Here is a 26467-nt window from a genome sequence, read left to right as displayed (position 1 = left end):
CCGCACCGGCCGTACCCCGGTGCCAGGAGGCATGAGCATGCAAGGCAAGCCCGACGTCCGTCGGCCGGCCCCCACGGTCGGCCGGATACCCGTGCGGGACGTGCGCCCCCAGGTGGACGCGGGCCGCCGCCCCGCCCGCGCCGTGCCGGGCGAGGTGTTCGAGGTGTCCGCCACCGTCTTCCGCGAGGGCCACGACGCGGTCGCCGCCAACGTCGTCCTCACCGGCCCCGACGGCGCACCCGGCCCCTGGACGCCGATGCGCCTGGTCGCGCCCGGCACCGACCGGTACGCCGCCCAGGTCGCGGCCGACCGGGAGGGGGAGTGGACCTACCGGGTGGAGGCGTGGACCGACCCCGTGGCCACCTGGCGGCACACCGCCCGGATCAAGGTCCCGGCCCGGATCGACGTCGAACTCGTCCTCGCGGAAGGGGCGCTGCTGCTGGAGCGGGCCCTGGAGCAGCACCCCGCCGACGGCCCCGCACGGCCCCGCGAGGTGCTCACCGGCGCCCGCGACCGGCTCCTGGACGACGCCCTCGGCCCCGACGACCGGCTCGCCGCCGCCCTCACGCCCGAGGTGACCGCGGTCCTCGCCGCCCGTCCGCTGCGCGAACTGGTGACCCGCTCCGAGGAGCTGCCGCTGCGCGTCGACCGGGAGCGGGCGCTGTACGGCGCCTGGTACGAGTTCTTCCCGCGCTCCGAGGGCGCCGTACCGGCGAGCGTGAACGCCGAGGGCGTGCTGGAGCCGCCCCGCTCCGGGACGTTCCGCACGGCGGCCGAACGGCTCGAGGCGATCGCCGGGATGGGCTTCGACGTGGTGTATCTGCCGCCCGTCCACCCGATCGGCACCACCCACCGCAAGGGCCGCGGCAACACCCTGGCCGCCGGGCCCCACGACCCGGGCTCGCCCTGGGCGATCGGCTCCCCGGCCGGCGGGCACGACGCCGTCCACCCGGACCTCGGCACCCTCGACGACTTCGACCACTTCGTCACCCGGGCCGGCGAGCTGGGCCTGGAGGTGGCGCTGGACTTCGCCCTGCAGTGCTCCCCCGACCACCCCTGGGTCACCGAGCACCCGGAGTGGTTCCGGCACCGGCTCGACGGCTCCATCGCCTACGCCGAGAACCCGCCGAAGAAGTACCAGGACATCTACCCCCTGGACTTCGACACCGAGCCCGAGGGCCTGTACGCCGAGTGCCTGCGGGTGCTGCGGCACTGGATGGCGCACGGGGTGCGGATCTTCCGCGTGGACAACCCGCACACCAAGCCCGTCTGGTTCTGGGAGCGGCTCATCGAGGAGGTGCACACCACCGACCCCGACGTGCTGTTCCTCGCCGAGGCGTTCACCCGCCCGGCGATGATGCACACCCTGGCCCGGATCGGCTTCCACCAGTCGTACACCTACTTCACCTGGCGCAACTCCAAGGAGGAGGTGGAGTCCTACCTCGCCGAACTGGCCGGGCTCGGCGGCGAGGAGAGCGCCGCCTACCTGCGGCCCAACCTGTTCGTGAACACCCCGGACATCCTCAACGCCTTCCTGCAGTACGGCGGCCGCGCGGCCTTCGCGGTGCGTGCCGTCCTCGCGGCGACGGCGGCCCCCACCTGGGGTGTCTACGCGGGCTACGAGCTGTACGAGAACGTGCCCGCCGGGCCGGGCAGCGAGGAGTACCTGGACTCGGAGAAGTACCAGTACCGGCCCCGGGACTGGAAGGCGGCCGACGCCTCAGGCGACACCCTCGCCCCGCTGATCACCACCCTGAACCGGCTGCGCCGGGCCCACCCCGCGCTGCGCCAGCTGCGCAACCTGCGCTTCCACCGGGCCGACAACGACGCGGTGGTCTGCTTCTCCAAGCGGGCCGGAGACGACTGGGTGCTGGTGGTGCTCAACCTCGACCCGCACACCGTGCGCGAGGCCACCGTCCACCTCGACCTGCCGGCCCTCGGCCTGGACCGCGCCGACACCTTCGACGCGCACGACGCGCTGACCGGCGAGACGTACCGCTGGGGCCGCGAGAACTACGTACGCCTCGATCCACAGCACCAGGTCGCCCACATCATCACGGACAGGACGCGCCTCTCGTGAACCCGCCCGCTTCCCCCCACCTGCTCCGCTCCGCACCCGCGCGGCTCGCCGCAACCGACCTCAGGCGCCTGACCACCGGCGCGATCAGCGACCCGCACGCCCTGCTCGGCCCGCACCCGGGGCCGGGGGGCGTGACGCTGCGCGTGCTCAAGCCGCTCGCCGAACAGGTGTGGGCGCTCGACCCGGACGGGGAGGTGCTGGCCGGGCTGCGCCACGAGGGCGGTGGCGTCTTCTCCGGGCTGCTGCCCGAGGGCACCACCGACTACCGGCTGCGGGTGCGCTACGCCGAGTGCGCGTGCGAGACGGACGACCCGTACCGCTTCGCGCCCGTGCCGGGCGAGCTGGACCTGTATCTGATCGCGGAGGGCCGGCACGAGCGGCTGTGGACCGTGCTGGGCGCCCGGGTGCGCGAGCACCAGGGGGCCGCCGGCACCGCGTTCGCGGTGTGGGCGCCGAACGCCCGCGCGGTCCGGGTCGTCGGGGACTTCAACCACTGGGACGGCGCCGGGCACCCCCTGCGGTCGCTGGGCGCCTCGGGGGTGTGGGAGCTGTACGTGCCCGGCGTCGGCGACGGCTGCCGGTACAAGTTCGAGATCCTCGGGCAGGACGGCACCTGGCGGCAGAAGGCCGACCCGCTCGCCCGCTCCGCCGAGCCGGCGCCCGGCACCGCCTCCGTCGTGTACACCTCCGGGCACCGCTGGACGGACGCCGAATGGCTGGCCGGGCGCGGCCGCAGGGCCGCCGAGCGCGCCCCGATGAGCGTGTACGAACTGCACCTGGGCTCCTGGCGGCCGGGCCGCACCTACCGGCAGCTCGCCACCGAACTGCCCGGCTACGTCAAGGCGCTCGGCTTCACCCACGTGGAGTTCCTGCCCGTCGCCGAGCACCCCTTCCGCGGCTCCTGGGGCTACCAGGTCACCTCGTACTACGCCCCGATGGCCGCGCTCGGCACCCCGGACGACTTCCGGTACCTGGTCGACGCGCTGCACCGGGCGGGCATCGGCGTGATCCTCGACTGGGTGCCGGCGCACTTCCCGCGCGACGACTGGGCGCTGGCCCGCTTCGACGGCGGCCCCCTCTACGAGCACCCCGACCCGCGGCGCGGCGAGCACCCCGACTGGGGCACCCTCGTCTTCGACTACGGCCGCGCGCAGGTGCGCAACTTCCTGGTCGCCAACGCCCTGTACTGGTGCACCGAGTTCCACATCGACGGCCTGCGGGTGGACGCCGTCGCCTCGATGCTCTACCTCGACTACTCCCGTCCCGAGGGCGGCTGGCTGCCCAACGCCTACGGCGGCCGTGAGCATCTGGAGGCGGTGGAGTTCCTGCAGGAGATGAACGCCGCCGTCTACCGCAGCTGTCCCGGGGTGGTCACGATCGCCGAGGAGTCCACCGCCTGGGAGGGGGTGACCCGGCGCACCGACCACGGCGGGCTCGGGTTCGGGTTCAAGTGGAACATGGGCTGGATGCACGACTCCCTGGCCTACATGGGCCGGGACCCGGTGCACCGGCAGTACCACCACCACGCCCTGACCTTCCCCATGGTCTACGCGTACGCCGAGAACCACCTGCTGCCGGTCAGCCACGACGAGGTCGTGCACGGCAAGGGCTCCCTGCTCGGCAGGATGCCCGGCGACCGCTGGCGCAAGTTCGCCAACGTGCGCGCGTACCTGGCCTTCATGTGGGGCTTCCCCGGCAAGCACCTGCTCTTCATGGGCCAGGAGTTCGCGCAGGAGAGCGAGTGGTCGCACGACCGGGGGCTCGACTGGCCGGCCACGGCCGATGCCGCACACGCCGGCGTCCGCGACCTGGTGCGCGACCTCAACGCGCACTATCTGAGCCTGCCGGCCCTGTGGGACCTGGACGCCGACCCGGAGGGCTTCCGCTGGCTGGACGCGGACGCGGCCGAGGACAACGTGTACTCGTTCGTCCGCCACGACTCCGCCGGCGCACCCCTGGTGTGCGTGCACCACTTCGGGCCGAGCGTGCGCCACGGCTACCGCATCGGCGTGCCCGCGGGCGGCGAGTGGACCGAGGTCCTCAACACCGACGCGGCCCGCTACGGCGGCTCGGACGTGCTCAACTCCGGCGCGATCGACGCCCGCCCGGAGCCGTGGCAGGGCCAGGAGTGGAGCGTCGAGGTCACGCTGCCGCCCCTCGGCGTCATCTGGCTGCGCCCCCGGCACCGGGCCGCGGGCGGCGAACGGCACGACGAGGGGACGTAACCCGTGAGCGAGTACCTGTGGGACGAGTACCGGCGCATCCTCGGCGGCGCGCGCACCATCGCGGTGGTGGGCGCCTCCGCCGAGCCGGGCAAGTCCGCGCACGAGATCCCGGCCTATCTGCAGCGCAAGGGGTTCCGGGTGATTCCGGTCAACCCCTACCACCGCCAGGTGCTGGGCCGGCCGGCCTTCGCCTCGCTGCAGGAGATCGGCGAGCCGGTCGACGTCGTCGACGTCTTCCGGCCGGCGCCCGAGACCCCCGAGGTGGCCCGGCAGGCCGTCGCCCTCGGGGCGCGGGCCCTGTGGCTGCAGCTCGGCATCGTCTCCGACGAGGCCCGGGACATCGCCGAGGCGGGCGGGCTGCGCGTGGTCATGAACCGCTGCCTGGGCGCCGTCCACGCCGAACTGGAGCTGGCCGGGGCCCTGAGCGGCACCAACTGAGGAGGGGGACGCAGACGCCATGACGCTTGTCGACACCGCCGTCGTGGGAGGCGGCCCGGCCGGGCTGTCCGCGGCGCTGTACCTGGCCCGCTACAACCGAGAGGTGCTGGTCTTCGACACCGGGCACGGGCGCTCCACGCACCACCAGACCAACCACAACTACCTGGGCTTTCCCGACGGCGTCCCGACCGTCGACCTGCGCAAGCTCGGCCGCGAGCAGCTCGGCCGCTATCCGCGCGCCCAGGTGCTGCACCACCTGATCACCCACGCCGAGGGCGACGCCGAGCGGGGCTTCACCGTCCGCTCCCAGGGCCACTCCTGGCGGGCCCGCACCCTGGTGCTGGCCACCGGCGTCCTCGACCACTTCCCGCACTTCGCGGGCTGGGAGTCGTACGTCGGCCGGTCGATGTTCTGGTGCATCACCTGCGACGGCTACGAGAACCGGGGGCGCAGCATCCTGGTCGTCGGGCACACCGACGCGGCCGCCGGCGAGGCCATGCAGCTGCACAGCCTCACCGACCGGGTGCGGCTGCTGACCAACAGCGCCGCCGACGAGATCAGCCCGAAGTTCCGGCGCCGGCTGGAACGGGCCGGCATCCCCGTGGTGCACGACCGGATCGGGGAGGTCGAGGGCAGTGACGGCATGCTGTCCGCCGTGGTGACCCGCGGGGGCCGCCGGCTGGAGCTGGAGGCGCTCTTCTCCATCCAGGGCGCCACCCCCGAGACCACGCTCGCCCGGCAGCTCGGCGTCCGGCTCGCCGCCACCGGGTACGTCCAGGTGGACAGCGAGCAGAAGACCAGCGTGCCGGGCGTCTACGCGGCCGGCGACCTCACCGCGCTGCACTCCCACCAGGTGACGGCGGCCGTCCACGAGGGTGCGCAGGCGGCGTCGGCCGCCAACTACTTCCTCCATCCACCGGAGTTGAAGGCGGACTGAGGCGGTCGGGGCAGGTCAGCGGCGGGCGCCCTGGATCTGAGCGGCCGCCTCGGCCAGGCGGGCGAGGTCGTCGTCGGTCAGGGTGATGTCCGCGGCGGCCGCGTTCTGCTCCAGGTACGAGACTCGCTTGGTGCCGGGGATGGGCACCAGGTCGGTGCCCCGGGCGTGCACCCAGGCCAGCGCGATCTGCCCGGGCAGCACGCCGTGGGCGCCCGCGATGTCCCGGATCACCTCGACGACCTTGAGGTTGGCGTCCATGTTCTCCTCCGAGAACCGGGGCATGTTGCGGCGCATGTCGTTCGCGGCGAAGGACTCCCGGTTGGTGACCGCGCCGGTCAGGAAGCCCCGGCCGAGCGGCGAGAACGGGACGATGCCGATGCCCAGCCGGCGGGCCGTGGGCAGCACCTCGGCCTCGATGTCCCGGGTCCACAGCGAGTACTCGCTCTGCACGGCCGAGACCGGGTGCACGGCATGCGCCCGCTCCAGCTGATCGGCGGACACCTCGGACACCCCGATGTAGCGGACCTTGCCGGCTTGCACCAGCTCCGCCAGCGCCCCGATGGAGTCCTCCAGCGGGGTCTTGGGGTCGACGCGGTGCAGGTAGTACAGGTCGATGTGGTCGATGCCCAGGCGCTGCAGCGACTCGTCGCAGCACTGGCGGATGTAGTCCGGGTCGGCCCGCAGCACCATGCCCGTGCCGGGCCGTACGTCGACGATGCCGCACTTGGTGGCGAGGACCACCTCGTCGCGGCGCTCGCGCAGCGCGTAGCCGACCAGCTTCTCGTTGGCGCCGACGCCGTACAGGCCGGTCGCCCCGTACACGTTGGCCGTGTCGATCAGGGTCACGCCCAGATCGAGGGCCCGGTGGATGGTCCTGATCGACTCCTCGTCGTTGCCGACTCCGTACGACTGGCTCATGCCCATGCAGCCGAGTCCCTGCGCGGAGACCCGCAGACCCTGGCTGCCCAGAGCGACCTGACGCATCAGTGTTTCCCTTCGTGGTGGTGGAACCAGTGGCTGAGCCGGCGGCCCACCGCGTGACCCCCGGTCAGCAGGTACAAGGCGTGCGCGAGCCCGGTGCGGCGGCCGTGCCGTATCCACAGGAAGTGGTGGTGGGGCCGGCTGTCGTGCGGGTTCGGCAGCAGCAGGACCAGGACGGACGAGACCAGCGTAAGTGCCGCCATCAGCAACAGGGCGGATTGAAAGGCGACTTGGTAACGGCTTGACGCTGCGGCCACGCCCGGGCGGGCGCCGAGGACGGCGAAGACCGTACCGATTCCGGCCACTCCGAGAGCCTGGCCGATCTGGAACGCGGTGGTCAGGGCGCCCGACGCCGAGCCCTTGTCGGAGGGCCGGATTCCGGTCAGGACGACCCCGATCAGCGGGGACATCGTCAGCCCCTGGGCCGTACCGATCAGGAGCAGCGGCAGCGCCAGCGCGCCCGCCGACAGGCCGGTGCCGGCCGCCCCGTGCACGACGGCCCACGCGGCGGTCAGCCCGCCGAGCAGCAGGACGTGCCCGAGGACCAGCACCGACCGGCCGAGCCGCGGCACCAGCCGGGGCACCAGCAGCGACGAGACGAAGAACGCCACGCCGACCGGGGCGAACGCCAGGCCCGCCTGCAGCGGGTCCAGGCCGAGGCCGACCTGGAAGGTCAGCGAGGTGTAGACGGCGAGGCCGACGATCGTGATGAAGAACAGCACCCCGATCGCGATGCCCACGGTGAACGCGCGCTGGCGGAAGAGGGAGGGGCGCAGCAGCGGAACGCGGCCGGTGCGGTCCAGGTGCCGCTCGTAGCGGACGAAGACGGTGAACGCCGGGACGGCGGCGGCGAACATGGCCCAGGTCCACCAGGCCCAGCCCGCTCCCGGGCCGAGCAGCAGCGGCAGCACGAGCAGCAGCAGGGCGGTGGCGAGCAGTCCGGTGCCGGCGAGGTCGATGTGCGGGTGGCCGGCCGGCTGGTCCCGGGCCATGACCCGGCGGCCGGTGAGCAGGGCGGCGGTGCCGAGCGGTACCAGCAGCAGGAACGCGGGGCGCCAGGCCAGGCCGGCGATGTCCAGCTGGATCAGGGCGCCGCCGACGAGCTGGCCGGCGACGATGGCGACGCCGATGGTGGCGCCGAACAGGCCGAGGGCGAAGTTGCGTTCGGCGCCCTCGAAGGTGTCCTGGATGACCGACAGGATCTGCGGGTAGATCAGCGCGGCGCCGAAGCCCTGGACGAGGCGGGCGCCGATCAGCACCGGGGCGTTCGGGGCGAGGCCGCCGAGCAGGACGGCGGCGGTGAACAGGACGAGGCCGGCGAGCAGGACGCGGCGGCGGCCGAGGACGTCGCCCAGGCGGCCGCCGGTGATCAGGAAGACGGCGTAGACGAGGCCGTAGCCGGCCACGACGAACTGTACGGCGCCGAAGCCGACGTGGAGGGTCTGCTGGAGGGAGGGGATGGCCAGGTTGGCGAGGGAGGCTCCGCCGACTACGAGGAAGGTGCAGGTGAGGGCGACCGACAGGACGAGCCAGCGGGTTCGTGCGGGTGCCTCCCCCACACTCGGCTTCGCTCGCGCGGGGGTACCCCCACCACCCACCCGTGCCGCCCCGGCGGCACGGGTGCCCGCGGCTACCGTTTGGTCTGTCATGTGGAGGCCAGGGCCAGGACCGTTGCCAGGGCTGTGTCCGTTGCCGAGGCCGGGTTCTGGCCTGTGACCAGGCGGTCGTCCGTTACCGCGTGGGCCGTGAAGTCGGCAGCCGACTCGTGGTGGGCGCCCAGCTTCTCCAGGGTGGTCTGGAGGGGGAACGGGACGACGTCGGTGAGGCCGACCGCGGACTCCTCGCTGTTGCTGAACGCGGTCAGCCGCTTGCCCTCGACCAGCGGGCGGCCGTCGGAGAGCCGCACCCCGACCAGGGCCGCCGGGCCGTGGCAGAGCGCGGCGACGACCCCGCCGGCCTCGTAGACGTCCCGGGCGAGCGCCGCGAGGGCCGCGTTGCCGGGGAAGTCCCACATGGTGCCGTGGCCGCCGGCGAAGAACACCGCGTCGTAGTCGGCCGGGTCCACGTCCTCGGGGCGGAGGGTGTCGGCCAGCTTCGCGTCCATCTCCGGGTCGGCGAGGAACGCCTTCTGCACCGGGTCGTCCAGGTCGACACCGGAGGCCGGGGGACGGCCGCCGCGCACGGACGCGAGGTCCACCCGGTGGCCGGCCTCGGTGAACACCTGCCAGGGGTGGGCGACTTCGGGCATGTAGTACCCGGTCGCCCGGCCGGTGTCGCCCAGCTCCGCGTGGCTGGTGAGGACGATGAGGACCCTCTTCGTACGGGACGTACGGGACATGGTCGTTCTCCTGCGGGGACGTTCAGGCCTGGTGGGCGGCGAGGTTGCGGAAGCGGGGGCCGTAGAAGACGGGCCGGTTCAGGTCGGTGTAGGTGTTCAGGAAGCCGAACTCGGCCGGGTACAGGCGCGGCAGCTCGTCGATGACGGACGGCGGGATCTGCCGGCGCATGAAGGTGAAGCAGGAGAAGACCCGGAACTTCACCATGTGGTGGACGGCCTCGCCGAAGGTCGGCCACTGGGTGGTCAGCGGGCCGTTCCACAGCTCGTCGAGGTGGACCATCATGCCGGTGTACGTCTCGTCGAACTGGAGCAGTTCCTTCTCGACGTCGGGCCCGTCCGGGTCGGCGGCGAGGACCTTGGCGTAGCCGTCGGCGGGCACCGCGAGGGTGTTGACCACCGCCGGCCAGTCGATCTTGGCGCCCTGGAAGTGCACCGCCTCGGTCTCCGGGCTGAGTTCCAGCGGCTGCTCGGGCGTGCGGTACTCGCGGCCGTACCAGAGCTCGGCGAACTTGCCGTAGTGCGACTCCTCGTGCTGGAAGGCGGCGCCGGCCTGGATGGTGCCGCCGGTCGCGCCCTCGCCCTGCTCCAGGATCTCGGTGATGCCCTCCAGCAGCTGGTCGACGGGGTCGACGCCGGGGGTGGGCACGATGGTCTTGAAGCCGATGTTGTCGCCGACCTGGTGGGCGATGCCGCCGCCACGCACGGCCGCGCGCAGCTCCTCGGCGTTGTCCACGATCGCGTCCTTGATCTGCGCGTAGAGCTTCCCGATGGTCGGGAAGCTCTCGTGGCTGTACTCCTCCGGCAGCAGGAACAGCGGCGACTCCAGCCGCATGAAGTTGCGCAGCTGCGGCTTGGACAGGGAGGCGAGGCCGATGTGCAGGTCGGGCTCGACACCGCCGGGCAGGCCGTGGGAGGGGAAGCGCGGGTCGAGGTCCCGGATCCGCGGGCGGCCGCCGATCGCGGCGAGCATGTTGGCGGCGATGGCCATGTGGACCATCTCCTCCATCAGCACGCTGCGGATGGTGTTGTAGCTGGTGTAGTTCTGCACCTCGAGCGAGAGCATGGCGGAGGTGTAGACCGGCAGGGTGGAGTGCTCCAGCGCGATCGCGGTCTGGAGGGCCTCACGGAGCCAGCCGACGGAGCGCCGGACCGGAGCCTGGGCGGTCTCCTGCTGGGCGGTGGTCATCGCGGTGTTCCTTTCGGTTGCGAAGGTCAGGAGCCGGACTCCTGGCCGCGGGCGCGGGCGAGCAGGGCGAGGACCGCGAGCAGGGCCACGGCCGCGAACGCCACCACGCCGAGGCCGATCCGGTGCATGGACACCAAGGTGCCGAGCACCGCGACGCCGAGCGCCGAGCCCGCCTGCCGGGAGGCGTTGAGGGCGCCCTGGGCGGTGGCGGCGTACTCCGCGGGCGCCGCCGTCGCCATGTCGGCGGTGGAGGCGGGGATCGCGGTGGTGGAGCCGAGCGCCAGCATGAGCTGAGCGGCGACGAGCAGCGCGAAGGGCGTGTGGGTGCCGGAGAAGGCGAGGATCACCCCGGAGAGCACCCCGCAGGTCAGGCCGAACACGATCAGCGGGCGGGTGCCGATGCGGGCGACCAGCCGGCCGGTGAACAGCGGCAGCACGGCCAGCGGCACCGTCATGGGCAGGAAGGCGAGGCCGGTCTGCAGCGCGCTCAGGGAGCGCTCGTTGACCATCCACTGGGTCATCGCGTACAGCAGCCCGTAGAAGACGAAGGAGGCGGCCGAGCCGGCGATCATGTCGGCCTGCACCCGGGCCCGGACCATCAGCGCGGGCGGCAGCGCCGGGTAGGCGGCCCGGCGTTCGGCGAGGCCGAGCGCGAGGAACGCGACGGCGGCGACGACCACGGCGACCACCGGGCCGGGCTCGCCCCAGCCGGAGGTGCCGCCCTCGACCAGGCCGAAGGTGAGCGCGCCGAGCCCGACGATGGACAGCACCAGGCCGGGCGCGTCGACCGGCCGGTGCGGACGCGCGCCGTCGGCGGCGAAGCCGCGCGCGGCCAGCCAGGTGGCCAGTGCGATGGGCGGGTTGACGAGGAAGACGAGCTGCCAGCCGCCGAGCGCGACCAGGCCGCCGCCGAGCACCGGTCCGGAGACCAGGCCGAGGGAGCTGACCGCCGCCCAGGCGCCGACCGCGCGGGAGCGCTTGGCCGGGTCGGGGTAGAGGCCGGCGAGCAGCGCGAGCGAGGCCGGCACCAGCCCGGCGGCGGCCACGCCGAGCAGCGCGCGGCCCGCGATGAGCAGCCCGGCCGAGCCGGCGAGGGCGCAGAGCAGGGAGATGACGCCGAACGCGAGCAGCGACCCGCGGTAGACCCGGCGGGGTCCGAAGCGGTCCGCGAACGAGCCGGAGGCGAGCATCAGGCCGGCGAAGACCACCGTGTAGGCGTCGACGGTCCAGGCCAGTGCGCCGGTCGAGGCGTGCAGGTCGTGCTGCAGGTCGGGCAGGGCGACGTTCAGGATGGACGCGTCCATCAGGACGAGGAAGTTGCCGACCGCGATACCGAGGAACCGGCCGGCGGTGCGCGGCTTCGCCGCTTGCTTCGCGTTCCCGGCGCCAGCAGCGGAACTGACGTCGATGCTCTCGGTTGTCATACCCGGCAGCGTTCCGCCCGGGCGTGCGCGTACCCAACCATTCACGCGAGACTTCCTGACCTTGGCGCACTCCCGTCATGCCGAAACGTTCCGGGGCGACTTGGGGGACGACTCGGGGGCGACTTCATAAAGTCATGTGAAGGTCAGAAAGTCGTACCACGTGATGCGGGGGGCCGATTTCCCCGCTGTTAGCTTCCCGGTACTCGCCGAAATTCCAGGAGGCTTCAGAAATGGCCGAGATCAAATCCGTGGCCGTTCTCGGTTACGAGAGCTGCAGCGAGCAGGACACGATCACCCCGCTCGAGATCTTCAAGGGCACCGCGATGGTGCTCGCCCACCAGATCGCGCCGTGGCCGCTGGCCGAGGAGCCGCGCGAGCTCGACGTGAAGTTCGTGTCGCTCGACGAGGGCAACGTCGTCATGCAGATGGGCACCCAGGTCGTGCCCGACGCGGTCCTGGAGGACGGACAGCTCTTCGACATCCTCTACGTCCCCGGCGGCGTCGGCTCCGGCAAGATGACCCAGGACGGGCGCATCCTCGACGCGATCCGCCACCACCACGTCAACGGGAAGATCATCGCCGGCAACTGCTCCGGCATCGGCATCCTGTCCCGCTCCGGCATCCTCGGCGACACCCCGGTGACCCTGGTCGCCGCCATCGCCCGGGGCCTGCGCGCGGAGGGCACCACCGTCCCCTCACCGCGCCGCATGTGGCTGCACGACGCCGCCAAGAAGATCTGGACCACCACCGGTTCGTACGGGGTGAACGGCTCCACGGTCGCGCTGGTCTCCCACTACTTCGGCAAGGAGGTCGGCACCATCGTCTCGATGATGTTCGACACCTACGGCGGCATCGGCGAGCAGATCTTCGAGCAGTCCGGACCGGAGTTCTACCAGCACCCCGAGCTCGAGGAGAAGTTCGCGGACTTCTTCGAGCCGATGCTGCTGCCGGGCCGGGACGGTCAGGCATGATCACGGTCACCGCCCGCCAGGTCGTCAAGGCGGGAAAGGAGGCCGAGGTCGAGGTGCTGATGGCCGGCCTCACCGCGAAGATCCGCGCGAACGAGCCGGGCTGCGTCGGCTTCGACTACGTGCGGCCGGAGGAGGGCGGCAACACCCGCCTTGTGATCGAGCGTTACCGGGACGACGCGGCCCTGGAATTCCACCGCTCCACCGACTATCTCCGGGACTTCATTCCGCACCTCATGGAATGCCTGGAGGAATTCCCGGAGGTGCACGTCTACCGCGATGTCACCCCGGGCCCGGATCTGCCCGAGTCCTTCTTCCACGTCGGCATCGTGGTGCCCGACCTGGAGGCGGCGATCGCCCGCTACTCCGAGGTCTTCGGCGTCGAGTTCACCGAGCCGGCCACCTTCAAGGTGCCGCGCCTGGAGGACCCCGACCCGCACCCCTTCGAGCTGGTCTGCGCGTTCTCCAGGACAGGGGCGCCGTACTACGAGCTGATCCAGGCCGACGGCGACGGCATCGTCTCCGCGAAGAACGCCGGGCAGATCCTGTACTACGGGGTCTGGGAGGACGACATGGCCGGCCGGCTCGAGCTGCTGAAGAAGCAGGGCATCGGCATCGACGCGGCCTTCCGCAAGGACGCCGACTCCACGCCGTTCGCGCTGATCACCGCCCCCGACCTGATGGGCGCGCGCATCGAGTACGTGGACACCGGCGACCGCGGCCCCATCGACGAGTGGGTGCGCACCGGCGTCTACCCCGGCGGCCTGGAGTCCGAGTAACCCCCAGGCCCCGACGGCCTGAGCCCCGGGACGCGACCCCGGGCGCAACTCATCAGTGGACCCGGAAGGGAACTGTTCCATGCGTTACGACCACATAGTCGTCGGTGCCGGCTCCTCCGGCGCCGTCCTCGCGAGCAGGCTCACTCAGAACCCGGACGTCGACGTCCTGCTCCTGGAGGCCGGGCCCGACTGGGCCGACGTCTCCGACATCCCCGGCGACATCACCAACGCCCGGACCGTGTCCGTGGAGGACCACGACTGGGGCTACTCGGCCGAGGCCGTGCCCGGCCGCTCGCTGACGTACGCCCGCGGCAAGGTGGCCGGCGGCTGCTCGGCGGTCAACGGCGCCATCGCGCTGCGCGGCATCCCGGCGGACTACGACGAGTGGGCCGGGCTGGGCAACGACGGGTGGTCGTGGAGCGAACTCCTCCCGTACTTCCGCCGGATCGAGGACGACCAGGACTTCGACGGCCCGTTCCACGGCAAGGGCGGCCCCACCCCGGTGATCCGGCACGGCCGCGAGGAGCTGGTCCCGTTCCAGGCGGCCTATCTGGAAGCCTGCCTCGACAAGGGCTTCGGCTACGTCCCCGACCACAACGACCCGGCGTCCACCGGTGTCGGCCCGATCCCCATGAACCGCCGCGGCGACCTGCGCGTCTCCACCGCGATCGGCTACCTCACCGCAGAGGTCCGCCGGCGCCGCAACCTCGAGATCCGCTCCGGCGCCACCGTGCACCGGGTGCTCTTCGAGGGCACCCGCGCGGTCGGCGTCGAGGTCGAGGTGGGCGGCCGGCTGGAGACCGTCCACGCGGACCACGTCACCCTCTCCGCCGGTGCCCTCAACTCGCCGGCGATCCTGCTGCGTTCCGGCGTCGGTCCCAAGGAGCAGCTGCGCGCCCTCGGCATCGAGGTCGTCCTCGACCAGCCGAACGTCGGCGAGAACCTGATCGAGCACCAGCAGATCACCGTCGGCCTGCTGCCCAAGGAGGGCGTCACCGACCCCGACGACCCGGACGTGCAGATCATCGCGCGGTACACCAACCCGGGCTCCGACAACTTCAACGACATGCAGATGTACTTCGTCAGCCGCTATGTGCCGGTCACCCACCGGCCGATCAGCGTGATGAGCGTGCTGCAGAAGCCGGAGTGCCGCGGCCGGGTCTCGCTCAGCAGCGCCGACCCCACCGTGCAGCCGGAGATCTTCCTCAACTCCTACGGCACCGACGCCGACCGGAGGATCGCGCTCGACGGTGTCCGCCTCGCCTGGGAGATCGCCAACTCCAAGCAGATCCGGGACCTCTCCAGCGGCCTGTCGGACAAGCTGACCCAGCGCCAGGTCGACGACGACGCCGCGCTGCTCACCTACATCCGGGAGAACTCCGCCACCCTGTGGCACCCGGTCGGCACCACCAAGATGGGCCCGAGCAGCGACTCCACCGCCGTGGTCGACCAGCGGCTGCGGGTGCACGGCATCGAGAACCTGAGCGTGGTCGACGCCTCCGTGATGCCCACGCACGTCAGCGCCAACCCCAACCTGACCTGCTACGTCATCGGCGAGCGCGCCGCCGAGTGGTTCCTCGCGGACGCCTGAGCCACCCGCCGGTCCCGGCCGCCGCGCCACCGCGGTGCGGCGGCCGGGGCCCGCACCCCCCTGAACGCCGAAGGAGTTGACCCATGGCCGCAGTCACCGACGAGGGCGCCAAGCTCGTCCGCAGGTACTACGAGCAGTTCCTGACCGCCCCGGGCGACCTCAGCATCGCCGACGAGATCCTCGCCCCCGACGTGGTCTTCGACAACCCGATCTCCCCGGACGGCATCCACGGCCTGCCGGCGTACAAGGAGTTCGCGCTGCGCTGGTACGGCGGCTTCCCCGACCGTGTCTTCACCATCGACGACCTGCTGGAGCAGGACGACAAGGTCGCCGCGTCCTTCACCATCACCGGCACCCACCGCGGCGTGTTCATGGGCGCCGCCCCGACCGGCGAGCGCATCACCGTCCGCGGCATGAACATCTTCCGGATCGAGGACGGGCTCATCAAGAAGGTCACCGCCTTCTTCGACCCCGGCCAGCTGCTCGGTCCGCTCGGCCTGGGAGCGTGAGCCGGTGCCGGCGACCAAGGGCCGGATCGCGGTCCTGATCGAGGAGCACTTCGACCCGTCCGAGTTCCGCGACTTCAACGCCTACTTCCCCGAGCAGGGCTATGCCGTCGACTACGTCTCCCACCTGTGGGGCCAGCCCTCGCTCACCTTCGGCAGCAACCCCGACAACGGCTACGTCGAGGAGCACGTCACCGTCACCCTCGAGGTGAGCCGGCTGGACCTGGCCGACTACGCGGGCGTCGTCCTGATCGGCGCCTACGCCATGGACCGGCTGCGCTACCAGGTCGAGGTGCCCGGCCCGGGCAGCCGCAACAAGGCGCCGGCCGTGGAGTTCCTGCGCGCGGCCATGGCCGCCCCGGGCGTCAAGGTCGGCACCATCTGCCACTCCCTGTGGCTGCTGTGCGCCGACCGCCACCTGCTCGAGGGCCGCAGGGTGACCTGCGCCCACAACATCGTCTGCGACGTGGAGAACGCCGGCGCCGAGATCGTCTACGACGGCAACGGCACCGCCGACCTGGTGATCGACGGCGACCTGATCACGGCCAAGCACCCGCAGGTGACCGGGGAGTTCATGGCCGCGTTCGTCCGCGAGATCGAGGCGGCGCACTGACCCGGGCGCACCGCCCATCACCTACGTACGGAGAAGACCATGCCCAAGGAGCAGCAGATCCGCGCCGCCGTCGAGGGGTATGCGGAGAGTTTCGCCAAGCAGGACCGGGAGCGGTTCGCCGCCCTGCTCGCCGAGGACGTCGTCCAGTACGAGCCGGTCGGCGCGCCCGCCAACCGCGGCCGGGCCGCGGTGACCGCCTTCTTCGACGGCGTCTTCGAGGTCATCGACCGCGTGGAGTTCCGCGTCACCGACGTGGTGGTCTCCGGCGACGAGGCCGCGTTCACCTTCCACATCACCGCCCACAAGAAGGACGGCGGCATCGTCGAGGACCGCGGCATCGACACCTTCCGGGTCGGCGACGACGGCCTGATCACCGAGATCAAGGGCTACCACGACGACGCCCACACCCAGGTCGCCGGGGGCTGACCGGCGTGCGGGGGGTGCTGGGGGCGCCGGAGGCGGGCGCGGCGCGCGGCACGTACACCGGCAGGGTGCGTCTGCACCGGGGGCGGGTGCGGCTGCGGGTGCCCGAGGAGGGGCACCACCGGGCCGCCTCGCCGCTGGAGCTGTTCTTCGACCTCGTCTTCGTGGTGGCCGTCGCGGAGCTGACCGGGGTGCTGCTGCACGCCCCGGCGTGGGCGGGAGTGCTGCGCTTCGCGGCGCTGTTCGTGCCCATCTGGTGGACCTGGGTCGGCTACACCTTCTACGCCGACCGCTTCGACAACGACGACCGGATCTACCGGCTCATCATGATCATCGCGATGATGGCGGTGCTGTCCGTGTCGGTGGCCGTCCCGCAGGCGTTCACGGGCACCGCCGGGGCGAAACGCTTCGCCCTGGGCTACTTCCTCGTACGCCTGATCCTGCTCGGCCTGTATCTGCGGGCCCACTACCACGTGCCCCGGGCCCGCACCCTGACCCGCCGCTTCCTCCAGGGCTACGGGCTGGGCGCGGCCGTCTGGGGAGCGTCGGCGCTGCTGCCGGCGCCGTACTGCTACGCCCTGTGGGCGGCGGGTCTGCTGGCCGAGCTGCTCACGCCCATCCTGTCCGCCTCGGCGGTGGCGCGGGTGCCGTTCAACGCCTCGCACATCCCGGAGCGGTTCGGGCTGTTCACCATCATCGTGCTGGGGGAGGTCGTCGCGCTCAACGCGATCGGCATCGCCGCGAGCGGGCTGCGCCCGCAGACCCTGGCCGTGGTGGCGGGCTCGTTCCTGATCGCCGCCTGCCAGTGGTGGCTGGTCTTCGACCACGTCGACGCCTCACCGCTGCGCCAGTGGCGGCTGACCGGCCAGGCGTACGTCTACGGCCACCTCTTCGTGCACGGCGGCATCACGATCACCGGCGTCGGCGGTCTGCTCGCCGCCCAGGCGGCCAACGCGGGCGGCCACGGCCACGCCTCCCTGCAGGGCGGCCCGGTGCTGTGCTTCGGCATGTCCGTCTTCCTCCTCGGCGTCGGCGGCATCCACCTGCTCAACGTCGGCCTCAAGGGCGACCTGCGCGCCTGGTCCCGGCTGGGCCTCGGCGCCGCCTTCGCCCTCTTCGGCGCGGCCGGCGGCGACCTGCCCGCCCTGCTGCTGGAGGCGGTGCTGGTGGCGGGACTGTCCTGCCAGATCCTGGTGGAGACCCGGGCCCCGGAGGTACGGCACGCGGGCGCGTGAGGCCCTACACGGGTTCGGGCTGGGGCTCCGGCCGCTGCAGCGGCGCGGCGGCCGGTTCCCACTGCCTGACGAGCCGCACATAGCCGTACACCACGGAGCCCATGGCCAGCAGCAGAACAGGCCCGAACAGCCAAGGCGCCCTCGCCATGTCGACCGGCAGATAGCGATACGCCAGAAGGAGCGCGACGAAAACCGTCGCGCCATAGGCGGCCACTTGCATTCCGGACCGGTCCCAGTCCCGTTGCTGCGCCCGCAGCGCGGCCTCGATCGTGAGCGTGAACACCACGCCGGCCACGAGATCCGCGCCGTAGTGGTAGCCGAATCCCAGCGTCGCGGTGAGCGTGGCGATCAGCCAGAACGTGCCGGCGACGCGCAGGACGCGCGGGCCCGTGCGGGAATGGATGAAGATGGCGGTGGCCCAGGCCGTGTGCAGGCTGGGCATGCAGTTGCGCGGGGTGATCCCGTCGTACGGGACCGGGTGCGGGGCATGGACGGGCGGCGGGGTGTCCGGCCACAGGTTGGCCACCGCCCACTGCAGGCCGCCGGTGCCGGAGGCGCCGGGGCCGTAGGCGAAGACCGGTCCGACCACCGGGAAGATCATGTAGACGAGCGGCCCGAGGAGCCCGATCACCAGGAACGTGCGCACCAGATGGTGGCCCGGGAACCGCCGCTCGGCCGCCACGTTGCGCAGCTGGTACATCGAGACGACGACTGCGGCCACCGCGAGCTGGCCGTAGACGACGTCGAGCACATGGAAGCCGATCGGCCCGCTGGCGCGGACCAGCCGGCCCACCAGCCACGACGGGTTGCCGAGCGCGTGATCGGCGGTGGCCACGTACGGGTCGAGGACCGTCGGATGGGCCTTCGACGTGATGAGCAGCCAGGCGTCGCCGGTCTTGCGCCCGGCCACCAGCAGCAGCCCCAGCCCGATGCCCTTGAGCAACAGCACCCGTTCCTGCCCGGTGCGCCGTGTGACAGCGACGACCGCGCAGCCCAGTACCACCCACAGCGCGCCGTTGCCGAAGGGATGCCCCTCGGTCACCTTGATGCCGAGGGCCCACCGCACCACCAGGAAGGCGAGGTCGATACCGACGGCGGCCCCGGCCGCGATGAGCCGTTCCCGCCAGGTGAGCACCACCATCATCAACGCCATGCTGGCGTACAGCAAAAATCCCGACTTGGGAGGATAAATCACCTCCCGAACCTGATTGGTCATCGGCCCCGGTACGCCGTAGTGGCGCGCGAGGATCTCCAGCGCGACAAGAAAACCCAGGGTCACGGCACCGGTCGTGGCCCACAGCAACATCCGTGATGGTCTAGATATCAATTTTTCGGCCGATTTGTCAGGGTTCAGGTTGATCGTTCATGAGTTCGATCATGTTATCGGTTACGACACCGGCCCGAAAAGCCGTTGCGTCACCTTTCGTGCAACGGGCACCCAGTGAAAATCGGAATTGTCCGCGGACGAGTTGGCCGAAAAGTTGTACTCCGTTCCCATGGCCGGCTCTGATTTCCAGCCACCGGTTTCCTGAACGTGTTGTCCGGCAGCCGGCGCAAGACCGCCAAGGCTCGGCGAGGATGCCGCTCGGCGGTCACGTGGTGACTCCGACGGTCCGAGGCACCGTCAGGAATGCGGCGAGCCGGTCCAGGACACCCGGCAGCACCCAGTAGTACACCCAGGTGCCGCGCCGCTCGCAGTCGATGAAACCGGCCTGGCGCAGGAGCTTGAGATGGTGGGAGATGGTCGGCTGGGACAGGTCGAAAGCGGGCGTCATCTCGCACACGCACACCTCGCCGCCCTCCCGTGAAGCGATCATCGACAGCAGGCGCAGCCGGACCGGGTCGCCGAGAGCCTTGAACGCCTTAGCCAGCTCGGCCGCCCTCTCCTCCTCCAGCGGCGCGGTGGCGAGTCCTTCGCAGCAGGCGCCGGCCGGGCCCTGGTTGATCGTGTCACGCCCTTGTTTCGACATGGCTCTATGTTGACGTTTTTCGATTCAAGGCGCAAGGTTGCATCAATGAACGTCAATACAAGCCGTTCCGGGGCGCCGCCATGCCCCGTCACAGGGGAGTGAGTCATGAGCGAGCAGTTCACCGATCTGCGTGAGGCCGTCCGCCGGCGCTACGCCGCCGCGGCCGTGCAGGTCACCGAGGGCGGCACCACCTGTTGTGGGCCGCAGCCGGTCGAGGCCGACGAGAACTTCGGTTCCGCCCTGTACGCGGCCGACGAGCGCGACGCCCTGCCCGCCGAGGCCGTCGCCGCTTCCCTGGGCTGCGGGAACCCGACCGCAGTCGCCGAACTGCGCGAGGGGGAGCGCGTCCTCGACCTCGGCTCCGGCGGCGGTATCGACGTCCTGCTCTCCGCTCGCCGCGTCGGCCCGACGGGAAAGGCGTACGGCCTGGACATGACCGAGGAGATGCTCGCCCTGGCGCTGGCCAACGCGGAGAAGGCGGGCGCGACCAACGTCGAGTTCCTGAAGGGGACCATCGAGGCCGTCCCCCTCCCGGCCAACACCGTCGACGTCGTCATCTCCAACTGCGTGATCAACCTGTCCGTCGACAAGCCCGCCGTCTTCGCGGAGACCTTCCGCGTCCTGAGGCCCGGCGGCCGTATCGGCGTCTCGGACGTCGTCGCCGACGACGCGCTCACGCCGCAACAGCGCGCAGAACGCGGTGACTACGTCGGCTGCATCGCCGGCGCCCTGTCCTTCGCCGAGTACCGCGCCGGCCTGGAGGCCGCCGGCTTCACCGGCATCGAGATCACCCCGACGCACCCCGTGGCGGACGGCATGCACTCCGCGATCGTCCGCGCCACCAAGCCCGCCCCTGCGGATTCGCCCTCCGGGGGGAGGAACGCGGACGACACCTGCTGCGGCGTCAACGCGTGCTGTACGCCGTCCGAGACCTCGGCCGACCCCGCCCTGACCGTCACGGAAGCCAAGAGCGCGTCGGGGTGCGGCTGCCGGAGCTGAGCGCATCCGCTCCGGCAGCGCGCTCGCCCGCAAACGCGGCAGCGCCCGAGCCGACCGAAGCCGGCTCGGGCGCTGCACCGCAGGTCAGGGGCCATATCCCCCGACCGTCGTCCGTAGGCCCTGTGGGACTCGAACCCACAACCAATGGATTAAAAGTCCACTGCTCTGCCAATTGAGCTAAGGGCCCAGGCGGTGTTGCCTGTCCGAGCATAGCGGGACGTGGCCGTGTCTCCGATCGGGTATCGGGGCACGGCCACGTCGGGTGGGGAGGGGTCACTTCCCGAGCGTGGGCTCCGGGGAGGCGGCGGGGGTGTGGGCCGGGTTGAGGAACCAGTGGCGGGCCGAGGCGAGCCACCAGGCGGCGGCGAAGCCCAGGACGACCAGGACGGCGACCGGGGCGTAGTTGAAGGTCTTCCAGGTGACCGGGGAGACCTGGGGCAGCATGAACAGGATCGTGATCAGCACCACCCAGGCGACGGACACGGCGCCGACCACCAGTGACCAGCGGCCCAGGTGCCAGGGCCCGCGTTCGAAGGCGGCGCCCTTGCGGACGCGCAGGTACGTCGGGACGACGTAGGCGATGTAGAGGCCGATCACCGCGATGGAGGTCACGGCCGCGTAGGCGGTGGAGTTGATCAGGTAGGGCAGGCCCAGGGCGAGGGCGGACAGGGCGGCCAGCCAGACCGCGGCCACCGGCGTCCGGGTGCGCGGGCTGACCGTGTGCCAGACGCGGGAGAAGGGCAGCGCGCCGTCGCGCGAGAAGGCGTAGATCATGCGGCTGTTGGCGGTCACCGAGGCCATGCCGCAGAAGAGCTGGGCGCCGATCACGACCAGGAGCAGCAGCTTGCCGGTCGTGGCGCCGAGGGCGTCCAGCAGGATCTGGGCGGGCGGCGCGCCGGTCGGCGAGGTCAGCTCCTTGTCGTAGGACTGGATCGCGAAGGTGAAGCCCAGCAGGAGGACGAAGCCGGCGATCCAGGACGTCCAGATCGAGCGGACTATGCCCTTCGGGCCCGCCGTCGAGGCGTCGTGGGTCTCCTCGGTCATGTGGGCGGAGGCGTCGTAGCCGGTGAAGGTGTACTGCGCCATGAGCAGGCCGAGGAGCACCACGTAGGGGCCGCTGCCCCAGCCCGTCCCGTTGACGAACTTCGTGAAGACGAAGGACGCCGACTGGTGGTGGTCGGGGACGAGGGCGAGGGCGCCGACGATCACCGCGACGCCGAGGACGTGCCACCACACACTCACGCTGTTGAGGAACGCGACGATGCGCACGCCGAAGGTGTTCAGCAGGCCGTGCAGCACGAGGATCGCGGCGAAGAGGAGGATCGTGCGGCCCGGGGTCACCTCGAAGCCGAACTGCAGGTTCAGCCAGGCTCCGAGGAAGGACGCCGCGCCGAAGTCGATGCCGGCCGTCACCGCCACCTGGCCCAGCACGTTGAACCAGCCCGTGAACCACGCCCAGGCCGCCGCCGAGCGGGGCGGGGCCAGCCGGTGGGCCCAGAAGTACAGACCGGCCGAGGTCGGGTAGGCGGAGCAGATCTCCGCCATGGACAGGCCCACGAACAGGGTCATCAGCCCGACCGCCACCCAGCCCCAGGTGATCACCGCGGGGCCGCCGGTGATCATGCCGAAGAGGTACAGGGTGAGGCAGCCCGACAGGACGGAAATGATCGTGAAGGAGACGGCGTAGTTCGAGAACGCCGACATCCGGCGGGCGAGGACCTGGGTGTAACCGAGTTGGGCCAGCCGTTCCTCGTCGGACAGGCCCTGCGCTGCACTGCTCGCTGTCGCGTCATCTGTCATGACCCCAGCGATTCCCTCGTAGCAGCCGTGACATGCGTCACACGGGCTTCGCCCTAGCGTGGATGTGGGGTCCGCGGCTCCCGATCACCCACCCCTCCGCCGGGGGGCCGCGGACTCCCTGGTCACAGCGGGGCAGGACCTGCCGCTCCCCGCCCCGCACCCCGCCTGCCCCGCGGGGCCCGGGCCCCGGCCCGCACGCCAGTACCGCCGCTCACGGCCGCAGACGTCAGGAAGTACGGATGAACACACGCGTGGATCTGCTCACCAAGGAATACCCGCCCGCCGTCTACGGCGGTGCCGGCGTGCACGTCACCGAACTGGCCCGGCAGCTGCGCACCCTCGTCGACCTGCGGGTGCGCTGCTTCGGCGAACCGCGCCCGGAGACGGGGGTGCGGGCGTACCGGGAGCCGCACCTGTCGGACGACGCCCACCCCGTGCTGCGCACCCTCGCCGTGAACGTCGAGATGGGCGCCGGGTGCGCGGGCGCGGACCTGGTGCACAGCCACACCTGGTACGCCAACGCCGCGGGTCATCTGGCCCGGACGCTGTACGGCATCCCGCACGTGGTGACCACGCACAGCCTGGAACCCCTGCGGCCCTGGAAGGCGGAGCAGCTGGGCGGCGGCTACCGGCTGTCCTCGCTGGTGGAGCGTACGGCCGTCACGGCGGCGGACGCGGTGGTCGCCGTCTCGCACGGGATGCGGGACGACGTGCTGCGCGTGTATCCCGACGTCGACCCGGAGCGGGTGCACGTCGTGCACAACGGCATCGACACGGACGTGCACCGGCCCGATCCGGGCACGGCCGCCCTGGAGCGGTACGGCATCGACCCGGACCGCCCGCTCGTGCTCTTCGTGGGCCGGGTGACCCGGCAGAAGGGCCTGCCCCACCTGCTGCGCGCCGCCTTCGAGATGGATCCGGCGGCGCAGCTCGTGCTGTGCTGCGGGCAGCCCGACACCCCCGAGATCGCGGCGGAGACGGCCGCCCTGGTGGAGGAGCTGCGCCGCGTCCGCAGGGGTGTCGTCCGCATCGACGGCATGCTCGACCCGGTCTCGCTGCGGCAACTCCTCACGCACGCGGCGGTGTTCGTCTGCCCTTCCCTGTACGAGCCGATGGGCATCGTCAACCTGGAGGCGATGGCCTGCGGCACGGCCGTGGTGGCCACGGCCACCGGAGGCATACCGGAGGTGGTCTCCGACGGCGTGACAGGCCTCCTGGTCCCCCTCGAACAGCAACAGGACGGCACGGGCACCCCCTTGGACCCCAAGCGCTTCGCCGCCGACTTCGCCGCAGCGGTGAACCGGCTGCTCGCGGACCCCGACCGGGCACGGTCGATGGGCAGTGCGGGCCGCACCAGGGCCCACGACCACTTCTCCTGGCACGCGGCGGCGGAACGGGTGCTGGAGGTCTACCGGGGGGTGCTGGCTTGAGCGGGGCGTCGGCCACGGTGGGTGGGCGGCGGGGGCACGTGACGAGCCCTGTCGGGGCGGCAGGGGGCTCACCCGGCGGGCTGGGCCGAGGCGGCGGGCGGCCAGTGGGCCCGCACGGCCGGTCTCACCGGGGCGGTGTCCGGTCGGTCGACCCCCACGTCCGGCCTCGTCGGGTCTGCGGGTGGGCAGTCGGGCCACTTGGCGGGCCGTGCCGGGGTGCCGGGCGGTCGGTCGGGTTCTGTGGCTGGGCTTTTCAGGGTGGGGGAAGGTCGGTTGGGTTCCATGGCCGGCCTCGTCGGGTCTGCGGGTGGGCAGTCGGGCCACTTGGCGGGCCGTGCCGGGGTGCCGGGTGGTCGGTCGGGTTCTGTGGCTGGGCTCTCCAGCGTGGGGGGCGGTCGGTTGAGTTCCATGGCTGACCCCGGGAGGGCGGTGGTCGGGCCGTTGAGTCCCGTCGTCGGTCTCGCCGGGGCGGGCGGAGGGCGGCTGGATCCCACGGCTGGGTTTCTGCTCGGGCTGTCCGCCCTGCTCTTTCTCACGTACGGGGCCGGCCGGCTGGCCCGGGCGCTCGGGCAGCCTCCGGTCGTCGCCGAGCTGGCCGTCGGCGCTCTGGCCGGGCCGTCGGTGCTCGGTGCGCTCGCGCCGGGCCTGCACCGGCTCCTCTTCGGCCCCGCAACCCTGCCGTCCCTGGACGCCCTCGCCCAACTCGGGGTCGCCCTCTACGCGGTGGGGATCGGACGCCGGCTGGCCGAGCCCGTGCGGGGCGGGGCGGACGGCGGGACGGTCGCCCTCGTCGGGGTCGTGTCGTTCGGGCTGCCCATGGTGGCCGGGGTGGCCCTGGCCCTCGGACCCGCGGCCGGATTCGCCGGAACGCACGGCAGCCGCACCGGATACGCCCTCTTTCTCGGCTGCGCGCTGAGCATCACCGCGTTGCCCGTACTCGCCCGGCTGCTGGAGGCGGCGGCCCTGACCCGGACCCGGGTGGGCCGGCTGAGCCTCGGGGCGGCTGCCGCCGGGGACGCGGCGGCCTGGTGCGTACTGACCGCTGCGCTCGCCGCCTCCGGTGCCGTACGGGCCGACCGGCTGGTGCCGGCGGGGTGCGGACTCGTGGCGGTGGCGGTGCTGCTGTGGGTGAGCCGGGGCCGTCGGGCCCGCCGCCCGCATGCCGGGCTCACGCTGCTGGCGGCCGGCGGCGTGCTGGCGGGCGGTGTCTCGGCCGCGCTCGGGCTGCATCAGCTCTCCGGCGCCCTGCTCTTCGGCTTTCTCCACGGCCGGCTGCGACCGGGGCCCGAACCTGCGCTGGAGATGCTGGAGAAGGTGACCGGCGCCGTACTGCTCCCCTGCTTCTTCCTCGGCTACGGCCAGAAGCTCGACCTGGGCGCGTTCGCCTGGAGCGGCTCCACGGTGGCGCTCATCGGCGTGCTCCTGATCGTCGCCTGCGGGGTGAAGACGATCGGCTGCGCCACCGCCGGTGCCCTGCGCGGCCTCCCCCCGGCGGAGTGGCTCCGCCTCGCGGTGCTGATGAACTCCCGTGGCCTGACCGAACTGGTGGTCCTGTCCGTGGGCCACCAGGCCGGCCTCATCGACCGCACCCTCCTCCTCGCGCTCACCCTGACGGCCCTGTTCACCACAGCCCTCACCGACCCGGGCCTCCGCCTCCTGGACCGGCTCCACCCGCTTCCCGAAGAAGGGGCCGCACCGGCGGATGCGCAGGACGCGGGCGCGGCAGTGCCGGCCGGGAGCGGTCCCGTCCGTCCGGCGGCGTAGAGGAACCCCGGAGCGCAGGGGCGGGAGGCGTCAGCCCGCCGTCAGTTCCGGCAGTGGGAGGGTGTGCTGGGTCTGGAGGACCTTGGCGCGCAGGTAGCGGACGTTGTGGGCCGTGGCGAAGACGCCGGTCGGGACGCGGTCGCGGACGCCGATGCCGAGGGAGCGCAACTGCCCGGCCTTGTCGGGGTTGTTGGACAGGAGGTCCAGTTCGCCGATGCCGAGGGCGCGCAGCATCTGGGCGGCGGCCGTGTAGTCGCGGGCGTCCTCCGGGAGGCCGAGGGCGGCGTTCGCCTCGTAGGTGTCGAGTCCCCGGTCCTGCAGGGCGTAGGCGTCGAGCTTGTTGTACAGGCCGATGCCGCGCCCCTCCTGGCGCAGGTAGAGCAGCACGCCGCCGCGCTCGGAGATGCGCTCGACCGCCTCGCGCAGCTGGGGTCCGCAGTCGCAGCGGGCGGAGCCGAAGACGTCCCCGGTGAGGCACTCGGAGTGCAGGCGCACCAGCGGCACCGGGCCGGGCTCGCCGAGCACGACGGCGACGTGCTCCCGGCCGTCGGTCAGCCCGTGGAACGTGACCAGTTCGGCGTCGGCGCGGTAGCCGTCGTGGAAGTGCAGCGGTACCCGGACGCGGGCGCGCGGCGTGGCGGCGGGGGTGTCGGGCATGCGGGCCTCCGGGTTCCGGGTTCCTGGGGTAGCTGCTTCAGATTTGAAGCAGCTACTCGGTCCGGGACTCTACCCCGTGCTTTAAATTTGAAGCAACCAGCCCGGGTGAGTTTGTGGCGCGGC

Annotated in this window: 23 protein-coding genes and 1 tRNA gene; 14 read left to right on the top strand and 10 right to left on the bottom strand. The window is 71.9% G+C overall.

All coding sequences use genetic code 11. The features are described 5' to 3' along the window. Window positions 1-37 precede the first annotated feature (37 nt). From ACZ404_RS22960 to ACZ404_RS22945, 4 genes are read left to right on the top strand one after another with little or no spacing between them, the layout of a single operon-like run. A complete protein-coding gene (locus ACZ404_RS22960; RefSeq protein ID WP_468443187.1) occupies window positions 38-2080 on the top strand; it encodes an alpha-1,4-glucan--maltose-1-phosphate maltosyltransferase in 2043 nt (680 codons plus the stop codon). Continuing rightward, on the top strand, window positions 1999-4305 hold the full coding sequence (gene glgB / locus ACZ404_RS22955; RefSeq protein WP_468443185.1) for a 1,4-alpha-glucan branching protein GlgB: 2307 nt from the start codon (window positions 1999-2001) through the stop codon (window positions 4303-4305). The genes ACZ404_RS22960 and glgB overlap by 82 nt, the downstream gene beginning before the upstream one ends. A 3-nt stretch (window positions 4306-4308) precedes the next feature. Beyond that, window positions 4309-4743, top strand: a complete 435-nt coding sequence (locus ACZ404_RS22950) for a CoA-binding protein (RefSeq protein ID WP_468442736.1) — start codon at window positions 4309-4311, stop codon at window positions 4741-4743. A gap of 19 nt (window positions 4744-4762) precedes the next feature. Continuing rightward, window positions 4763-5680 (top strand): NAD(P)/FAD-dependent oxidoreductase, encoded by a 918-nt coding sequence (locus ACZ404_RS22945; RefSeq protein ID WP_468442734.1) that lies wholly within the window; start codon window positions 4763-4765, stop codon window positions 5678-5680. A 15-nt stretch (window positions 5681-5695) separates the two neighbouring features. On the opposite strand, the gene ACZ404_RS22940 is transcribed toward ACZ404_RS22945, so the two are convergent. The 5 genes from ACZ404_RS22940 to ACZ404_RS22920 form a co-directional block, all read right to left on the bottom strand. Beyond that, window positions 5696-6664, bottom strand: a complete 969-nt coding sequence (locus tag ACZ404_RS22940) for an aldo/keto reductase (RefSeq protein ID WP_468442732.1) — start codon at window positions 6662-6664, stop codon at window positions 5696-5698. Continuing rightward, the gene (locus tag ACZ404_RS22935; protein ID WP_468442730.1) at window positions 6664-8220 is read right to left on the bottom strand and encodes an MFS transporter; all 1557 of its coding nucleotides are present in this window, start codon (window positions 8218-8220) and stop codon (window positions 6664-6666) included. Before ACZ404_RS22935 ends, ACZ404_RS22940 begins: the two co-directional genes overlap by 1 nt. 86 nt (window positions 8221-8306) lie before the next feature. After that, window positions 8307-8999 carry a type 1 glutamine amidotransferase domain-containing protein gene (locus ACZ404_RS22930; RefSeq protein WP_468442728.1) on the bottom strand — a complete coding sequence of 231 codons (693 nt, stop codon included), beginning with the start codon at window positions 8997-8999 and terminating at the stop codon, window positions 8307-8309. Between the two features lie 22 nt (window positions 9000-9021). Next, window positions 9022-10185 (bottom strand): ferritin-like domain-containing protein, encoded by a 1164-nt coding sequence (locus ACZ404_RS22925; protein ID WP_468442726.1) that lies wholly within the window; start codon window positions 10183-10185, stop codon window positions 9022-9024. A gap of 26 nt (window positions 10186-10211) precedes the next feature. Continuing rightward, window positions 10212-11609 (bottom strand): MFS transporter, encoded by a 1398-nt coding sequence (locus ACZ404_RS22920; protein WP_468442724.1) that lies wholly within the window; start codon window positions 11607-11609, stop codon window positions 10212-10214. A gap of 230 nt (window positions 11610-11839) precedes the next feature. On the opposite strand from ACZ404_RS22920, the gene ACZ404_RS22915 reads away from it, so the two are divergent. From ACZ404_RS22915 to ACZ404_RS22885, 7 genes are all read left to right on the top strand, one after another. Continuing rightward, window positions 11840-12580, top strand: a complete 741-nt coding sequence (locus ACZ404_RS22915; RefSeq protein ID WP_468442722.1) for a DJ-1/PfpI family protein — start codon at window positions 11840-11842, stop codon at window positions 12578-12580. After that, window positions 12577-13356 carry an antibiotic biosynthesis monooxygenase gene (locus ACZ404_RS22910; RefSeq protein WP_468442720.1) on the top strand — a complete coding sequence of 260 codons (780 nt, stop codon included), beginning with the start codon at window positions 12577-12579 and terminating at the stop codon, window positions 13354-13356. The genes ACZ404_RS22915 and ACZ404_RS22910 overlap by 4 nt, the downstream gene beginning before the upstream one ends. A gap of 79 nt (window positions 13357-13435) precedes the next feature. Further along, window positions 13436-14947, top strand: coding sequence for a GMC family oxidoreductase (locus ACZ404_RS22905; protein WP_468442718.1), 1512 nt, complete (start codon window positions 13436-13438; stop codon window positions 14945-14947). An 83-nt stretch (window positions 14948-15030) separates the two neighbouring features. Continuing rightward, a complete protein-coding gene (locus ACZ404_RS22900; protein ID WP_468442716.1) occupies window positions 15031-15456 on the top strand; it encodes an ester cyclase in 426 nt (141 codons plus the stop codon). Window positions 15457-15460: 4 nt separating this feature from the next. Beyond that, a complete protein-coding gene (locus ACZ404_RS22895) occupies window positions 15461-16066 on the top strand; it encodes a DJ-1/PfpI family protein (protein ID WP_468442714.1) in 606 nt (201 codons plus the stop codon). A 39-nt stretch (window positions 16067-16105) separates the two neighbouring features. Next, complete coding sequence (locus tag ACZ404_RS22890; RefSeq protein WP_468442712.1) at window positions 16106-16492, top strand: nuclear transport factor 2 family protein; 387 nt, start codon at window positions 16106-16108, stop codon at window positions 16490-16492. 65 nt (window positions 16493-16557) lie between these two features. After that, window positions 16558-17724, top strand: a complete 1167-nt coding sequence (locus tag ACZ404_RS22885) for a low temperature requirement protein A (RefSeq protein WP_468442710.1) — start codon at window positions 16558-16560, stop codon at window positions 17722-17724. Window positions 17725-17728: 4 nt separating this feature from the next. Here the strand turns inward: ACZ404_RS22885 and ACZ404_RS22880 are convergent, their stop codons facing one another. Beyond that, window positions 17729-19030 carry a phosphatase PAP2 family protein gene (locus ACZ404_RS22880; protein WP_468442708.1) on the bottom strand — a complete coding sequence of 434 codons (1302 nt, stop codon included), beginning with the start codon at window positions 19028-19030 and terminating at the stop codon, window positions 17729-17731. A gap of 286 nt (window positions 19031-19316) precedes the next feature. Beyond that, window positions 19317-19694 carry an ArsR/SmtB family transcription factor gene (locus tag ACZ404_RS22875; protein WP_468442706.1) on the bottom strand — a complete coding sequence of 126 codons (378 nt, stop codon included), beginning with the start codon at window positions 19692-19694 and terminating at the stop codon, window positions 19317-19319. A 105-nt stretch (window positions 19695-19799) separates the two neighbouring features. Here ACZ404_RS22875 and arsM point away from each other — a divergent pair, with 105 nt between their 5' ends. Beyond that, a complete protein-coding gene (arsM, locus tag ACZ404_RS22870; RefSeq protein WP_468442704.1) occupies window positions 19800-20693 on the top strand; it encodes an arsenite methyltransferase in 894 nt (297 codons plus the stop codon). 114 nt (window positions 20694-20807) lie between these two features. Here the strand turns inward: arsM and ACZ404_RS22865 are convergent. After that, window positions 20808-20880, bottom strand: a tRNA-Lys gene (locus tag ACZ404_RS22865). An 86-nt stretch (window positions 20881-20966) separates the two neighbouring features. Beyond that, complete coding sequence (locus ACZ404_RS22860) at window positions 20967-22493, bottom strand: amino acid permease (protein WP_468442702.1); 1527 nt, start codon at window positions 22491-22493, stop codon at window positions 20967-20969. Between the two features lie 239 nt (window positions 22494-22732). Between ACZ404_RS22860 and glgA the strand changes: the two genes are divergently transcribed. Both glgA and ACZ404_RS22850 read left to right on the top strand, forming a co-directional pair. Further along, window positions 22733-23923: a glycogen synthase gene (gene glgA, locus ACZ404_RS22855; RefSeq protein ID WP_468442700.1), complete on the top strand. Its 1191-nt coding sequence runs from the start codon at window positions 22733-22735 to the stop codon at window positions 23921-23923. Window positions 23924-24331: 408 nt separating this feature from the next. After that, the gene (locus ACZ404_RS22850) at window positions 24332-25687 is read left to right on the top strand and encodes a cation:proton antiporter (RefSeq protein ID WP_468442698.1); all 1356 of its coding nucleotides are present in this window, start codon (window positions 24332-24334) and stop codon (window positions 25685-25687) included. Window positions 25688-25717: 30 nt separating this feature from the next. Here the strand turns inward: ACZ404_RS22850 and ACZ404_RS22845 are convergent, their stop codons facing one another. Continuing rightward, on the bottom strand, window positions 25718-26344 hold the full coding sequence (locus tag ACZ404_RS22845; RefSeq protein WP_468442696.1) for a GTP cyclohydrolase II: 627 nt from the start codon (window positions 26342-26344) through the stop codon (window positions 25718-25720). Window positions 26345-26467: the final 123 nt, after the last annotated feature.

It is taken from the genome of Streptomyces sp. NPDC030798, from assembly GCF_055572275.1.
Note: the sequence above shows the minus strand (reverse complement) of the source record. Positions and strands in the feature narration are given on the sequence as shown.